Source organism: Xanthomonas euroxanthea (assembly GCF_900476395.1).
In the GTDB taxonomy this organism is placed as follows: Bacteria; Pseudomonadota; Gammaproteobacteria; order Xanthomonadales; family Xanthomonadaceae; genus Xanthomonas; species Xanthomonas euroxanthea.
This window is the reverse complement of sequence record NZ_UIHB01000001.1, coordinates 707,121-721,723: the sequence shown is the minus strand read 5'-3', so window position 1 is coordinate 721,723 and position 14,603 is coordinate 707,121. Positions and strand designations below refer to the sequence as shown.

General features: G+C 63.1%; 11 protein-coding genes and 1 pseudogene. 4 read left to right on the top strand and 8 right to left on the bottom strand.

The genetic code is table 11. The features are described 5' to 3' along the window. Positions 1-599: 599 nt before the first annotated feature. From CPBF1521_RS03090 to CPBF1521_RS03060, 7 genes are all read right to left on the bottom strand, one after another. Positions 600-2,099: an ATP-binding protein gene (locus tag CPBF1521_RS03090; RefSeq protein ID WP_147295413.1), complete on the bottom strand. Its 1,500-nt coding sequence runs from the start codon at positions 2,097-2,099 to the stop codon at positions 600-602. Then, a complete protein-coding gene (locus CPBF1521_RS03085; protein WP_147295412.1) occupies positions 2,096-2,671 on the bottom strand; it encodes a hypothetical protein in 576 nt (191 codons plus the stop codon). The genes CPBF1521_RS03090 and CPBF1521_RS03085 overlap by 4 nt, the downstream gene beginning before the upstream one ends. A gap of 278 nt (positions 2,672-2,949) precedes the next feature. Next, entirely contained in the window at positions 2,950-5,637 is a 2,688-nt protein-coding gene (gene aceE, locus CPBF1521_RS03080; protein WP_104585704.1) for a pyruvate dehydrogenase (acetyl-transferring), homodimeric type, read from the bottom strand. 524 nt (positions 5,638-6,161) lie between these two features. Continuing rightward, positions 6,162-7,163, bottom strand: a complete 1,002-nt coding sequence (locus CPBF1521_RS03075; protein WP_115675898.1) for an arabinogalactan endo-1,4-beta-galactosidase — start codon at positions 7,161-7,163, stop codon at positions 6,162-6,164. 160 nt (positions 7,164-7,323) lie between these two features. Then, positions 7,324-7,692 (bottom strand): hypothetical protein, encoded by a 369-nt coding sequence (locus CPBF1521_RS03070; RefSeq protein WP_147295411.1) that lies wholly within the window; start codon positions 7,690-7,692, stop codon positions 7,324-7,326. Positions 7,693-8,189: 497 nt separating this feature from the next. Next, complete coding sequence (locus CPBF1521_RS03065) at positions 8,190-9,512, bottom strand: XVIPCD domain-containing protein (RefSeq protein WP_115675896.1); 1,323 nt, start codon at positions 9,510-9,512, stop codon at positions 8,190-8,192. Next, positions 9,509-10,108: a hypothetical protein gene (locus tag CPBF1521_RS03060; protein ID WP_181901085.1), complete on the bottom strand. Its 600-nt coding sequence runs from the start codon at positions 10,106-10,108 to the stop codon at positions 9,509-9,511. The genes CPBF1521_RS03065 and CPBF1521_RS03060 overlap by 4 nt, the downstream gene beginning before the upstream one ends. Positions 10,109-10,403: 295 nt before the next feature. Here CPBF1521_RS03060 and CPBF1521_RS03055 point away from each other — a divergent pair, with 295 nt between their 5' ends. The 4 genes and pseudogenes from CPBF1521_RS03055 to CPBF1521_RS03040 all read left to right on the top strand — a co-directional run. Continuing rightward, positions 10,404-12,356 (top strand): SpoIIE family protein phosphatase, encoded by a 1,953-nt coding sequence (locus CPBF1521_RS03055; protein WP_208415359.1) that lies wholly within the window; start codon positions 10,404-10,406, stop codon positions 12,354-12,356. Then, a complete protein-coding gene (locus CPBF1521_RS03050) occupies positions 12,353-12,784 on the top strand; it encodes an ATP-binding protein (RefSeq protein WP_104585696.1) in 432 nt (143 codons plus the stop codon). The genes CPBF1521_RS03055 and CPBF1521_RS03050 overlap by 4 nt, the downstream gene beginning before the upstream one ends. Further along, on the top strand, positions 12,781-13,200 hold the full coding sequence (locus CPBF1521_RS03045; RefSeq protein WP_005923815.1) for an STAS domain-containing protein: 420 nt from the start codon (positions 12,781-12,783) through the stop codon (positions 13,198-13,200). The genes CPBF1521_RS03050 and CPBF1521_RS03045 overlap by 4 nt, the downstream gene beginning before the upstream one ends. 253 nt (positions 13,201-13,453) lie before the next feature. Next, positions 13,454-13,687: pseudogene (locus tag CPBF1521_RS03040) on the top strand (HAD hydrolase-like protein); the annotation flags it as partial. A gap of 173 nt (positions 13,688-13,860) precedes the next feature. Here CPBF1521_RS03040 and CPBF1521_RS03035 read toward each other — a convergent pair. Beyond that, on the bottom strand, positions 13,861-14,580 hold the full coding sequence (locus CPBF1521_RS03035) for a GntR family transcriptional regulator (protein WP_115675892.1): 720 nt from the start codon (positions 14,578-14,580) through the stop codon (positions 13,861-13,863). Positions 14,581-14,603 lie beyond the last annotated feature (23 nt).

Genomic DNA, 14,603 nt, shown 5'->3' with positions numbered 1-14,603 from the left:
ATGCATGGTGCAAGGATTTATAGAGTCAGGCTTAGCTTAAAGGACCGGAGGCAATTAAACCTACTGAATCTTCCCGCAGGACGGCCACCCGAGCGGCACGTCGCTGGTCTGCCCAACAACGCCTCACCATTGCTTGGAAGCGCAAGTCACCCTCGGGCGCTTTTGCATGAGGTGGAAGCAGATTGCATGTTCGTCATGACCCATATGAAGTTCACGTATCTCTGCATGGCATGCATCGGAATACCGGGCAGTTTCAGACGCGGCTGACGCGGCATGGCCTGGTCTCCTGCTCAAGAAGAAGACCTCAGCCTGACGGCGGCGACACAGGCCCGCTATGGCATCGCCGCGCGGGCCTGTACGACCGGTTCGCTTAATTACCTCGGTTCCTTTTGCCCTAACTGCTCGTCAGCATCTGCCTTCATCTACGACAGCAGCGAGCGCTCGGCGACCACACGTTCCCCGCACTTGTCAAAGCCAAGACCCGCCGCTTTGCGGGGGCCAGGCCGCTCATCGGCCACACAAGCCAAGTACCGAAGATCGATGAGTGGGCCCGACCCGATTTTTTCGCCTTCTGCGCTTTTTTGTTCGCGGTTACGGAATTACATCCAAATTGCTTGACCCACCACATTTCTAACCCGTGTGATAGAAACCTCTCCAAAATATGGGATGGAATCCAACTCGTCATCAGTAGCCATAGCCAAATCCCCTACACTGATAAATCCGCTATCCTTGAGAGCATCAATTCGCTGCTGGCTTAATCCATAAGGGTAAAGCTTAGATTTGAGAAGGGTTTCCAACGGTTCATTTAGTATCGCCAAATCTTCCGTATCAGGTGTTGCTGGAACCTTTATATTCCCAAGAAGACTGGACCTCCCGAACTGAACCGCCTCCTCACGAGAACGCTGACACCATTTATCGAAAAGCTCTCGTGTTAATCGTGAGCCTGAGGTTTGCTCTAGTAACGAACATAAATTGAGTGCATAGCGTGCACCCCGCCCTCCTGACTTCATTGCGCGAGACGCCTCTCTCTTGGATAAAAATCCTGCGTACTCGAGTATTTGCAGAGGCTTAGCCAAGCGTTCATCTATGTCTCTATGAACAATCATGTCTCTAGGATTTGCTGTTTTTTCTCCGACCTCGGAGAACAATATCTCTGCAACATCTTGCGCAACAGAGACCATTGGCTCGTACATACCAAGCTTCGGCTTAATCTCTTGAAGTAGCGGCCAATAGTAGTTAGCAGCCAAGTCAATTAGCGTCTCATTAAGCTCAGAAAGACCTACTTTAGAGGAACCGGCGGCTCTTTCTTTTAACTTATTGCATGCAAAAACAAAACCCCGCATGTTACCAAGCACTGACTGCGCGAGAAATCCAGCAACCAACTTTTTGTCTAATCCACCGCTAAATACACCATCAAAATCGCTGGGATAGCGAGCATCCATAACACCCAAAAAAGTCTCATTGAACTCCGGGAACTCTTCGCTTCTCAGAAGATCAATGACGGTGGCATCATTATAAACGTCAAACCTGACACCGAATTTAGTAACACCTGGATAGATAGCAGCCTTGCAAGAAACGGCGCTCCCAGACAACGTTCTATATATATCAAAAAAATCTTCTAAAGATGCTTCACGACCAAGATGAGCAGCGTCATCAAAGAACAATACTAGGCGTTTGCCAAGGCGTTCAGCCAAGTTTGAAAGCTCATACTGTAAGGAACCCACATCCTTTGATGGTGAAAAGTCACCTACAACCGTACCAAGTGCATCTTTGACAGATCTGATAATTATTTCACACAATATTTTTTCGTATGCATCGCCACTACTTTTAAGAAGTGGCGCATGCCTTAAACTCATATATATACCGATGGCCGGCGCGTCAGCAGCTCCCAATGAAAGCCTCTTTGCAGCAGCAATCATGAATGCGCTTTTTCCAGAGCCCCGCCCACCTCGAAGAAGCACTGGGCCATGAGCTAGGAGTGTTCTTATGATTCTTTGATCATTTTGAGATGGAAATTTATGCAGGCTATCAAAAGCACTTGGCTCACAGTCTTCAGCCGCGAGAATTAAGCTAGCTTCTTGCAACACCTGGCCACTCATGCAATTACCTCAGTATTTTCAAAATCGCTAAACGCGCTAAGCGCCCTGTCAACATCCAATTTACCAACCGGGTGCTCCATAAAAGCCATTACTAGAGCAAGCTCTGATATCTCACGAACGCACTTATTTATACGCTCAACGATGGTAACTCGATCCAAAACGGCCAATGGGATTACCGCCTCGTAATGGACAGCTTTTGAAAGCTCAGAGTACAGCGAATTTAATGACCCCCTTTTTTCGCTACAAAATCCATTAGCGGATTTAGCTAGAATCTCGGGAATCCACCTTCCGTTGACCCCATTTTCGCAATGATCTGATAGCCTTTTCAGAGCAGGCTGCCAAAGCAAGATGTCATAGAAATCCCCAAGTGCTGCCCGCGACATCTCTTTAGGGTCCATTTTTTCTGTCCATGCGTTAGCTAGCTTGTCTGCTACCACATCCCCCTTCCAGCGCATAGCAGCTTTCCATGGCACCTGCCGATCGTAGTCGCGTGATTTCTGTATCCTCCGTATAGAAAGTAAACGAAAAGGATCTAACCGCCCAGTTAATGCAGTCAAGGAAACTTCCAGCAACGACCTAGCCAAGAAGGGACCGTAAGTTAGCATATCCATCGCCCCCCTCGAGCTCAGCCGATTTAGCTCAGTGAGAATATGGCATAAATTTCCATCTAAGAACTCAAGCGAGCCTCTGAGATCGCCCTCCGGATGCAACGTGGATACATCGCCTGAAATTAGCCAAGTCTGGTTTCTAGTTAAATCCATACCCCCCCCTTCTCGTTCTATCCTTTCTGACAATAACAAAAAAGGGCGACCTTGCGGCCGCCCTTTTGATTGACTCACCTCTGGGAAGATCAAACCCCAACCGGATTCGCCTTCTCAGGATCAATCTTGTACTGCTTGATCGCCCGGGCCACATCCTTGCCCGTCATCTTGCCATCCTTCGCCAGCGCGGCAATGGCCGCGTGCGCGATGTAGTAACGATCAACCTCAAAGAACCGGCGCAGGTTGGCACGCGTATCCGAGCGACCGAACCCATCCGTGCCGAGCACGGTGTAGGTCATCGGGACGAAGGCGCGGATCTGGTCGGCAAAGGCGCGCACGTAGTCGGTGGCGGCGATGGCCGGGCCCTGGCGGCCTTCCAGCAGCTGGGTGACGTAGGGCTTGCGCTGTTCGGCCTCCGGGTGCAGGCGGTTCCAGCGTTCCACGGCGTAGCCGTCGCGGCGCACTTCGTTGAGGCTGGGGCAGGACCAGATGTCGGCGGTGACGCCGAAGTCCTTGTCCAGCAGCTCGGCCGCGGCAATGGCTTCGCGCAGGATGGTGCCGCTGCCCAGCAGCTGCACGCGCAGCTCGCCCTTCTTGGGCTTGCCGGCGTCCTTGAGCAGGTACATGCCCTTGATGATGCCCTCGGCTGCGCCGTCCGGCATGCCGGGGTGGGCGTAGTTCTCGTTCATCAGGGTGATGTAGTAGTACTCGTCGATCTGGTCTTCCATCATCGCCTTCATGCCGTGCTGCATGATGACGGTGACTTCGAACCCGAAGGTCGGGTCGTAGCTACGCACGTTCGGGATGGAGCCGGCGATGACCTGGCTGAAGCCGTCTTCGTGCTGCAGGCCTTCGCCATTGAGCGTGGTGCGGCCGGCGGTGCCGCCGAGCAGGAAGCCACGCGTGCGCATGTCCGCTGCCTGCCAGGCGATGTCGCCCACGCGCTGGAAGCCGAACATGGAGTAGTAGATGTAGAACGGCAGCATCGGCACGTCGGACACCGAGTAGCTGGTGCCGGCGGCCATCCAGGAGGCAATCGCGCCCGGCTCGCTGATGCCCTGCTGCAGCACCTGGCCGGTCTGGTCTTCGCGGTAGTACATCAGCTGGTCGGCATCGACCGGCTTGTACTTCTGGCCGAACGGGGCATAGATGCCGATCTGGCGGAACATGCCTTCCATACCGAAGGTGCGCGCCTCATCGGCCACGATCGGCACGATGCGCGGGCCCAGTTCCTTGTCGCGCAGGGCGATGTTGAGGCTCTGCACGAAGGACATGGTGGTGGAATAGCTGCGCTCGCCGCTATCCTTGAGCAGGCGCTCGAACTTGTCGAGCGTGGGCGCGACGAACGACTTGCTGGCCTTGGGACGGCGCGAGGGCAGGAAGCCGCCCAGCACGTTGCGGCGTTCTTTCAGGTACTGCACTTCCGGGGAATCTTCTCCGGGGTGGTAGAACGGCACCTGGCCGTCTTCCAGCTGGGCGTCGGTCACCGGGATGTTGAAGCGGTCGCGGAAGTGCTTGACCGCCGCGTCGTCCAGCTTCTTGGTCTGGTGGGTGGGATTGAGCGCCTCACCGGCCGACCCCATGCCGTAGCCCTTGACCGTCTTGGCCAGGATCACGGTGGGCATGCCGGTGGTGTTCACGGCCTGGTGGTAGGCGGCGTACACCTTGTGCGGGTCGTGGCCACCACGGTTCAGGCGCCAGATGTCGTCGTCGGACAGGCCGGCGACCATGGCCGCGGTCTCCGGGTACTTGCCGAAGAAGTTGGCGCGCGTGTAGGCGCCACCGAAGGCCTTGCAGTTCTGGTATTCGCCGTCGACGGTTTCCATCATCAGCTTGCGCAGCACACCGTCGGTGTCCTTGGCCAGCAGCGCGTCCCAGTAGCCGCCCCAGAGCAGCTTGATGACGTTCCAGCCGCCGCCACGGAACACGCCTTCCAGCTCCTGGATGATCTTGCCGTTGCCGCGCACCGGGCCGTCCAGGCGCTGCAGGTTGCAGTTGACCACGAAGATCAGGTTGTCCAGGCCTTCGCGGCCGGCCAGCGCGATGGCGCCGAGGGTTTCCGGCTCGTCGCTCTCGCCGTCGCCGATGAAGCACCATACCTTGCGGTCGGACTTCTCGATCAGGCCGCGGTTTTCCAGGTAGCGCATGAACTGCGCCTGGTAGATGGCGGCCAGCGGGCCCAGGCCCATCGACACGGTGGGGGTCTGCCAGAACTCGGGCATCAGCCACGGGTGCGGGTAGGAGGAGATGCCCTGGCCGTCCACTTCCATGCGGAAGTTGTCCAGCTGGGCTTCGCTGATGCGGCCTTCCAGGAAGGCGCGGGCGTAGATGCCCGGGGCGCTGTGGCCCTGGATGAACAGCAGATCGCCCGGGTGCTGGTCACTGGGCGCGCGCCAGAAGTGGTTGAAGCCCACGTCGTACAGCGTGGCGCTGGAGGCGAACGAGGCGATGTGGCCGCCCAGGTCGCCCGGCTTGCGGTTGGCCCGCACGACGGTGGCCATGGCGTTCCAGCGGATGATCGAGCGGATCTTCCACTCCAGCGCGGAGTCGCCGGGGTTCTTGGCCTCGTTGGCCGGTGCGATGGTGTTGACGTACTCGGTGGTGGGCGAGAACGGCAGGTAAGCGCCGGCGCGGCGGGTCTGTTCGACCATGCCTTCCAGCAGCTGATGGGCGCGCTCCGGGCCTTCGACGTCGATGACGGCCTTGATCGATTCGAGCCACTCCTGCGTCTCAAGCGGGTTCGGATCGTTGTGCAGCACTTCGTTCAACCAGTTCATTAGCGCTCCCGGGGGGACACACCCCGCGGGTGTGTCGACATCGTGAATTCGTGAACCCCCAAGTGTACCGCACGCACCTGTTGCCATTCCTCGCTACGGGGGCGTATGGAATGGGACGGTGTCGTGCGTGGGTGAGGTATCGATGCCGGCGGGGGCGAGGATCCGGCGCAGCGGGCGCTGCCGGTGTACGACCAAAGGATAAGGGCCAGCGGCCGGCGGTGGCCGCCGGGCCCGGCGCGGAACGGACCAACGTAGGAGCGCACCTGGGCGCGACGGGGCTTTCCCGGTAACGCCCGTCGCGCCCGGGTGCGCTCCTACGAGGGGCGTGAGGTCTGTGGGTACAGCCGGCGGTCTCTGGCAGAACATCCGGCCATCCGCGCTGGCGAGCAGGTGCCGTCGAGGTAGCGATTGCGCGGCCAGTTGGCGTTTCTGCACGCCCAACCGTAGGAGCGCACCTGGGCGCGACGGGCTTTCCCGGTAACGCCCGTCGCGCCCAGGTGCGCTCCTACGAGTTGGCGGGTTGGTTAGAACGCTTGTAGCGCTTCGGTCAGCTGGCCGTTGGTGTTGACTGCGCCCATGGTGTAGCCCTGCCAGCCGGGGTAGGCGTTGGGCTCCCAATAGAACACGCCGAGCACGCGCGAGCCGATGGCATTGCTGCGGCTGAGCAGGTTGGTGAGCATGGCGCGGGTGGTGGCGGCCTGCTGCCAGTCCATGCCGACCTCGGCCACGATCACGTCGCTGCCGTAGCGGGAGATCATGTCGCGCATGTTGGTGTCCAGGCGGGTGTTGTAGTCCTGCCAGCTGCCCACCGGCGGGTAATGCGACATGCCGATGACATCCCACTTGCCGCCGGCCGAGCGCAGGTTGTCGAAGAACCAGCGGAAGTTGGCGTTGTCGTAGCCGTTGGCCAGGTGCACGATGACCTTGGCGTTGGGGTACACCGCCTTGGTGGCGTTGTAGCCGCTATTGATGAACTGGCCCAGCGTGGCGAAGTTGGGCGTCTTGCCCTCGTTCCACAGCATGCCGCTGTTGATCTCGTTGCCCACCTGCACCCAGCTGACGGTGATGCCGTTGTCCTTGAGGTATTTGAGGATGCCCTGGGTGTGGCTGTAGACATCGGTATTGAGCTGGGCGACGGAGTGGCCCGCCCAGGCCGCCGGCTTGGTCTGCTTGCCCGGGTCGGCCCAGCTGTCGCTGTAGTGGAAGTCGATCATGATGCGCATGCCCTGCGCGGCGGCGCGCTTGGCCTTGTCCAGGGTGTCACGGCCATCGTTCCAGCCGCCGGACGGGTTGACCCACACGCGCAGGCGGATGGCGTTGCCGCCCACATCCTTGAACAGCTTGATGAAGTCGGTGGTGTTGCCGGCCGCATCGCGAAACACCTGCGGCGGGTTGGCCGCAGCCTGCTGGTTGAGCCAGCTGACATCGGCGCCCTTGGCGATGCCCTGCGCGCCTGCGCTGGCGCTGAGGCCACCCAGCAGCAGCACCAGCAGCAAACGGTGGTATCCCTTGCGAAAAACGTGCATGAACCCTCTCCCTTGATCGATGGATGTCGCGCCACGTGGCGCCCTGCCCCCCCCCTGGATCTCACTGCGCGTGGCGCGGCGATGCGGGCCGTGCCGCGATGCCACGCACGCTGCAAGAAGGTGGCGATTCCAGCACGGCAGCGCAGTGCGGTCGCGCTCGCTATAGCTGCTGCGTGATTGCGGCATATCTCGCGCCGGCCGACGCCTTGCGCCAGCGCACTGGCGGTATTTTCACCAGTGCGTTGTTGTGCGGCTGCAACAGAGAAACGGCGCGGTAGTGCGCGATGCGCCTGCTACATGCGAACCGTTGCCACAGCGAAGACGCGTGGCCGGCTGGCCGCGACAGCACGTGGATATGGGCCCATGGCGTCGGGCCCGACATGCCACGGCGATGCGCGGCGGGCGTCCTGGCACTGGGCGCACTGCTGGAAAGACACCCACCACCGCATGCGCGCTGCCCACAGCGCACAGCGACCGCGATCGACGCGGTGGTGTTGTCGGCATTGGCATCGGCATCGCTATCGGCCAACAGTCGACACGGGACCGCAGCAACACCGACTCGACCAAGGCTGCGGCGCTGCACGGCACGCTGGGCTGGCTCGGCTCGGCTCGGCTCGGCGGCATCAGCCTGACGCAGGAAGACCCCCTCCTTCCTGATGCCCTGCCCGCTCGGCGCATTCGACAGGCTGGCCTTCTAGGATCATCAACGATGGAACTAAAAAACGCCGGGCAAGCCGGCGTTTCCTGTGCAACGTTCGATGGCGGCAGTTGGCCGTTTGGAGCGGCGCCACGTCAGGCGTGCTGGTCAGGCGCATGCACCGCATTGAGCATGCACCGCATCGAGAGTGGGTAACGGAACTTCGCAAACTCACATCGACTGAGTGCGGACGGCGCGCCCAGAACCGGCGCATGCGATTTGGCACGAGGCGCTTCCGGGCACCGGCCGCAGCGGCCGCAGCGGCCGCGCCTGCCTGGCGGCTGCGCAGTGGTTGTCAGCCGCTCCAAGCCACGCATGCCTGCGCGCACTCAGCCCAGCGCGCGTGCGCCCTGCTGTTGTTGCTGGGCCTGGGTTTGCTGCTGCTCCAGCGCCACCGACTGGCGGGCGGCGCTGTCGGCCACACGCTGGCTGCTCTGTTCCAGCGGGGTGTTCATCGCGGTCATGGTCTCCACGCTGACCCGCAGCTGCGCGGGGTCGTCCACGCGGCCCTGCACGGCGAAGGTGCGGGCGGCATCGGGGCTCATCATCACCGCGTCGATGCGCTGGCCGCCGGCGGCGTGCATTTCCGAGGCGAGCGAGCCGGACAACTGGGCACTCTGGTGGTCGGGTGTGCGCCCTGCACGTGCATCCTGTGCGTGCACGCCGCGCTGCGCGTCCTGGAACAAGGCATTGCCTACATGCCCCGGCTGATCGATGCGCAGCGAGGTGTGCTCGTTGCCATGTTCGCGCGCGTCGCGCTTGGCCGGCTCGCCCGGGGCGAGCGGGCCGCGGATGGCGTCGATGGCGTCCTGGCCGAGTCCGCGACCGCTGCGGCTGATGACGGTGATGCCGGCGCGGATCTGATCCAGATCGGTGCGGTACTCGTTGATCATGCGCTTGTTCGTTTCCGCAAGCGTGCGCGCACTTGGATCGCTGAGGACGGAACCTTCCTTCAAGAAATTGTCGAGTTTGTGCGCGCCTAACGAGGTTCCTGCAGCGAGCACCGGAGAATCCGGAATCAGAAAGTTCGCTCTGCTATTGCTGTAACCGGCGTGACCGAGCGTACTGATCTCATCCGGCTTTGCGTAGATGCGCACCTGGCCGAAATGCGGCGACGCTGCACTCACCGGGTCGGATGCCATCACATGGTTCACCATGTTGTTACCACCCTCCGGGATCCGATAGGACAGGCTGGCCGCACCATACGAATTGAAGGTCTCGCCCTTGAGGTCGTAGTGGTGTGCAGAGATCTGCGCGAGCGCACCACCGAGCGAATGACCCGTCATCGTCACTTCCGGTTGGTGCCCGGTCCGGTTGCCGTAGTCCTTTGCGTAGTCGAGTGCATGCTTGGTCAGCGCCAGCGCATCGTCGGCTTGCGGGTTGTGACGGCTGCGCACCATTGATGCATCGGTCAGGATGTCATCGATCTTGCCTTCGGTGCCGCGATGCGCGACAACGATCTCACCAGTGCTTTCACGGCGATAGATCGTGCCCTGATAGCCGGTGGCCTTGTTGTCGACATGCTCCAGGATGGCGTACTTCTCGTTTCCGACCGGAACCAATTCCTCATGACCCGGCGCACGCCGTCCAACCGCGTGATTCTTATACGTATCCTCGGACAAGTCGGCGTAGTGCTGCGATGGGACGGTCATGGCGCAACTTCCTTGGCAGCCAATGTGATGGTGAAGAGATTGTCGCGGATCTCGGGCTTGAACTTCTCCGGGCTCAGCTCACCGGTATCCGGGAAGCTCTTGGACTCCGAGCGCGGATACCCTTCCTTCCAGTAGTACTTCGTCTGCGGCTGCTGTGCAGTCACCGTCTTGCCTTCGATAAACGACAGGAAGCGGGTCTCTTCCTCTGCACCGGTGGCCTTCAGCAGCACGCTGGCGCCGCTGAATTCCCAGTGGCAGACGCCGCGACCGTAATAATCCTCGTCCTGCATCAGATCCAGATAGACGGTGCCGCGGTACTCGGTGTCGGAGATCTTCTTGAGCGCGAAGTCTTCCTGGCTGGTGATGCGCCCGGCGGTGCCGGTTTCGGGCTGGATCTTGCCGCATTCGGCTTCGTTGCTGACGTCGTACTGCGCCGCGCCCTGCACCAGGCCGAAGGCGCCGGGCGCCTTGTCCAGGGTCAGGGTGACCTCATACGCCTTGCGCGGGCTGGGATTCAACTTGGCAAGGCCGCGACCGCCCGCCTCCACGTCGGCTTCTGCGGCGGCCTCGGTTGCGGGGGATTGGGTCTGGGTCATGCTGGTCTCCGGGGCGTTACAGGCCGTAAGCAAAAGGGCCAGCAGGCTCGGGGTCAGAATCTGGCGCAAGGCCGGCCTCCATGGCGATAGGGGGAGTCAATCTAGTTCGCTGACCCGCCGGGGTCAATTTACGGCAGCTGAGGATGAGGCCCCCGTGAGCCAGTTGCCGGGCGGCGGAAAACTGCCATGATCGGGGCCATCCGCCGCCAGGAAGCGCGTCATCGCCACCGGTCCCACATCGCCAGCCGACGGCGTGGCCGTCACCCCGCGGGTGCACTGGCGGCACAGCCTGCGCATGCGGGTGTTGCTGGCCGCCACCGCGGTGCTGGTGGTGTTGCTGGCGGTGCTGGGCACGGTGTTCTACCTGGGCGCGCGCGCCGAGCTGGTGGAGGCGGCGCGCACCGAGGTGGATGGCCTGACCGAGCAGACCGCGCGCAGCCTGGCGGCGATGCTGGATTCGGTGCAGGTGAGCGGCCGCACGCTGGCCGCCAGCAGCAGTGCGGTGGGGCTGCAGCCGTTCAATCTGCGTGCCCTGCTGCTGGCCACGCTCAGCGGCGACCCGGATATCGGCGCGGCGCGCCTGATCATCGAGCCGCGCACGCAGAAGGCCCGCGACACCGGGTTTGTCTGGTACGTGCATCGCGACGGCACGCGCGTACTGGAAAAATCGGTGCAGGAGCTGGGATACGACTACCGCGCGATGCCGTGGTACCTGCGCACCCAGCGCGAAGGGCGTGCGTGGTGGTCCGAGCCGTATCTCAACCCCAATGGCGGCAGCGCGCTGTACACCAGCTACAACCTGCCGTTGCGCCGCCCGGGCGATGCGGTGGATGCCGCGCCGGTGGGCATGGTCAGCGTGGACCTGCCGCTACAGCACCTGCGCGAGATCATCGACCAGCTGCCGCGCGACATCAGCATCCAGCCGATGCTGCTCTCGCCCGAAGGCATGCTGGTGTTCAGCCCCGACCCGGCGCTCAACCTGCGCTACACGCTGGAGCGGTACGTGGCGCATGCGCGGCCGGACCTGCTGCCGCTGCAGCGCGCGGTGGCGGCCGGCCAGCCGATCTCGTTCGCGCACACCGCTCCCGACGGCGAGCGCTTTCTGACCCATAGCGCGGCGGTGGGGCGCAGCGGCTGGACCTTTGTGCTGTCTGCCTCGGAAGGCTATGTGCTGGCGGGGCTGAACTGGCTGGCCGCGTGGGTGGCGCTGGCGGCAGTGCTGGGCGCGGTGGTGTGGTGGTGGCTGATGGGGCGGATCACCCGCAAGCTGACGCGGCCGATCGAGGAATTGACCGACACCGCCGAGCACTTTCGCCGCGGCGAATTCGACTACCCGCTGCCGCACATCGAACGCCGCGACGAGGTGGGCGTGATGGCGCGTGCGTTCGACAGCGCGCGCGATGCGATCCGCGACCACATCGCGCAGATCGGCGAGATGACCGCCGCGCGCGAGCGCATGCACAGCGAGCTGCAGATCGCGCGCGAGATCCAGCAGGCGATGCTCCCCTCCGGGCGCACCTTCGACCGCGCCAATTCGCACCTGGAAACCTGCGCCTGGCTGGAGCCGGCCAAGGCGGTGGGTGGCGACTTCTATCACTTCGTGGAGACCGAGCCGGGGCTGCTGTGGTTCGTGGTGGGCGATGTGTCCGACAAGGGCGTGCCGGCGGCCCTGTTCATGGCGCGCGCGGTGAGCGTGCTGGAAATCGCCGCGCGCCGGCATACGCGCCCGGACAGCATCCTGATCGCCGCCTCCACGCGGCTGGCCGACAACAACGACACCTGCATGTTCGCCACGGTGCTGTGCGGGGTGATCAACGTGGTCAGCGGCGACTACTGGCTGGCCAGCGCCGGCCACGAGCCGCCGGTGCTGATCGACATCGACGGCACCGCGCGGCCGTTGCCGCTGGAGACCGGCGCACCGCTGGGGATCGAGCCGCAGGTCGCCTACCCGGTGCTGCAGGGCCGCATGAGCGCCGGGCAGACGCTGCTGGGATACACCGACGGGGTGACCGAGGCGATGGACGAGCGTGGCGCCAGCTACGGGCTGGAGCGCCTGCTCGGCGCACTGCGGCCACGCCGCAGCGCGGCGGCGCAATGCAAGGCGGTGATCGCCAACATCGCCCACTTCACCGGCCAGGCCGACCCGTACGACGACATCACCCTGCTGGCGATCCGGCTGCGCCAGGAGCATGCTGGACGGGTCGCAGACGCTGGCCGGGACGCACCCGGAAAGGCAACGACCCGATGAAGCTCGATCTGGCCATCGCGCCCTCGCTGGCCCAGCTGGCCGGCGCCAACGACGCGCTGGAACACTCGCTCACGCTGGAAGGCCTGCATGCCGAGCGCATCGGCCAGGTGCGGCTGATCGTGGAAGAGCTCGGCTGCAATGCGCTCACCCACGGCCAGTGCGCCGAACAGCCGCTGCGCCTGCAACTGCAGCTGGACCCGCAGGCGCTGGTGCTGGAGATGCACGACCCCGGCAGCGCGTTCGACCCCAGCGCCGCAGCGACACCGGACCTGACTGCCGAGCTCGACGATCGCGAGATCGGCGGGCTGGGGCTGTTTCTGGTGCATCAGTTCGCCGATCACATCGACTACCGCCGCGATGGTGCATACAACGTGGTGCGCGTCACCCTGCTCCATCCGTACGCCCCTGTCCCCGAGGCACTGTCATGACCACGCTCGCCATCCAGATCGACCCGCCGCAGGACACCCGTCAACGCGTCATCCTGACCGGGCGCCTGGACACCCACACCTACCAGGACCTGGACGCGGCGCTGTCGCCGCTGCTGGGCACGCTGATCACCACGCTGGTGCTGGACCTGACCGCGCTGGAATACATCTCCAGCGCCGGCATCCGCTGCATCTTCAAGGCGCGCAAGGCGCTGGCCACGCGCCAGGGCAAGGTGCTGGTGACCAACCCGCAGCCGCAGATCCGCAAGGTCTTCGACATGGTCAAGGCAGTGCCGCTGAGCGATGTGTTCGCCTCCACCGAAGAACTGGATGCCTACCTGGCGGCGATGCAGCGCAAGGTCATCGAACAGCATGCGCAAGGCGATACGCCGATCGTGCCGCATTTTGCCGAGGCATGAGGGTCCCTGACGACGAGTAGCCAACGGGCGTGGGGTGGATGCGCGTGCACCTGGTAGAAGTGCACGTGTGGTACGTGCCGATTCCCGGCATCGGACGCGCGCCACCTGGCGATGATTGCAGTGGGTGTGCCGATCGCCTTGCGGTGTCGCCTCGCCTGCGCGCACACATGTGGGTGTGCCTGCGCGCGGCATGTGCACGGCATGTGCACGGCAGTGGTTAGGCTATGCCGCCCTGATCCCTGCGTTGCAATGCGCGCATCTGCTGGGCAAACAGCGCGCCTTGCGCCGCGTGCTGCGCGCGACCGGGCATACCGCAGCGCAGGCGGTCTACGTGGGCGACCAGGTCGCCGACTGGGAAGCGGCGCAGACGGTGGGCTTGCCGTTTGCCGCGGTGGCCTGGGGCTATGCGCATCCGGAGGTATTTGCGGGATTGGCGGGGACGCAGCTGATCGAACGCGTGGACGCGTTGCTCGGGTTGGCGGAGTAGGCCGTTTTTTTCCGGCTGGGATTGGGGATTGGGGATTGGGGATTCGCCAGAGCGAGAAGCTTGCCGGTGCTGCGTGCGCGTGCCCTCATCCGCCCTTCGGGCACCTTCTCCCGGAGGGAGAAGGGAAGCGTATGGCGTGCACTGAATGGTCGCCGGGAGCCACGCGCCGACGTCTAGACCCCGCCCACGCGCGGTAATGGCGCAGGCACATTCAACATGCCCCCGGCCGCCACATACGCCGCCAGGGCCTGGCCCTGGCTCAGCAGATGCCCGTGCATCGTGCGCTCGGCGCCTTCGGCGTCGCGGCGGCGTACGCATGCCATCAGCTCGCGGTGCTCGGCCAGCGACTGCGCCATGCGCCCGGGCGTCAACAACTGCCGGCCGCGGTGCATCTTGAGGATGCGGTGCAGATCGTGGGTGACGCGGATCAACCACGGGTTGCCGGCGTATTGCTGCACGGTTTCGTGGATCAGGTAATTGTTGCGGTAGTACTCGGCCAGGTCGCCAGCGGTGGCGGCGGCTTCCATCGCCGCGTGCAGCTCATCCAGGCGCTGCACGCCGGCCGCGTCGATGCGCTTGACCGCATCGTGCGCGCAGCGGCCTTCCAGCATGGCCATCACCGGGAACAACTGGTTGAGGTCTTCCAGCGTCAGCCGCGTTACCCGGCTGCCACGGCCGGCGTCCAGTTGCACCAGGCCTTCAGCAGCGAGCAGCTTGAGGCTTTCGCGCAGCGGGGTGCGGCTGATGCCGAGCTCCTCGGCCAGCGCCGGTTCGTCGATCCATTCGCCCGGCGGCAGTGCGTAGTCGTAGATCTTCTGGCGCAGGCGCTCGGCCACTTCCTCGTACAGCGGTACGCGCTTCTTGGCGTTGCGCGAATCAGGGGCGAGGGTCATGGCAGGCGTGTCATCGATGCGGG

Excerpts from the sequence above, each read along its gene's own strand:
- CPBF1521_RS03090 (WP_147295413.1), bottom strand. The coding sequence starts at position 2,099 with ATGAGTGGCCAGGTGTTGCAAGAAGCTAGCTTAATTCTCGCGGCTGAA.
- aceE (WP_104585704.1), bottom strand. The coding sequence starts at position 5,637 with ATGAACTGGTTGAACGAAGTGCTGCACAACGATCCGAACCCGCTTGAG.
- CPBF1521_RS03075 (WP_115675898.1), bottom strand. The coding sequence starts at position 7,163 with ATGCACGTTTTTCGCAAGGGATACCACCGTTTGCTGCTGGTGCTGCTG.
- CPBF1521_RS03065 (WP_115675896.1), bottom strand. The coding sequence starts at position 9,512 with ATGACCGTCCCATCGCAGCACTACGCCGACTTGTCCGAGGATACGTAT.
- CPBF1521_RS03060 (WP_181901085.1), bottom strand. The coding sequence starts at position 10,108 with ATGACCCAGACCCAATCCCCCGCAACCGAGGCCGCCGCAGAAGCCGAC.
- CPBF1521_RS03055 (WP_208415359.1), top strand. The coding sequence starts at position 10,404 with ATGCGGGTGTTGCTGGCCGCCACCGCGGTGCTGGTGGTGTTGCTGGCG.
- CPBF1521_RS03050 (WP_104585696.1), top strand. The coding sequence starts at position 12,353 with ATGAAGCTCGATCTGGCCATCGCGCCCTCGCTGGCCCAGCTGGCCGGC.
- CPBF1521_RS03045 (WP_005923815.1), top strand. The coding sequence starts at position 12,781 with ATGACCACGCTCGCCATCCAGATCGACCCGCCGCAGGACACCCGTCAA.
- CPBF1521_RS03035 (WP_115675892.1), bottom strand. The coding sequence starts at position 14,580 with ATGACCCTCGCCCCTGATTCGCGCAACGCCAAGAAGCGCGTACCGCTG.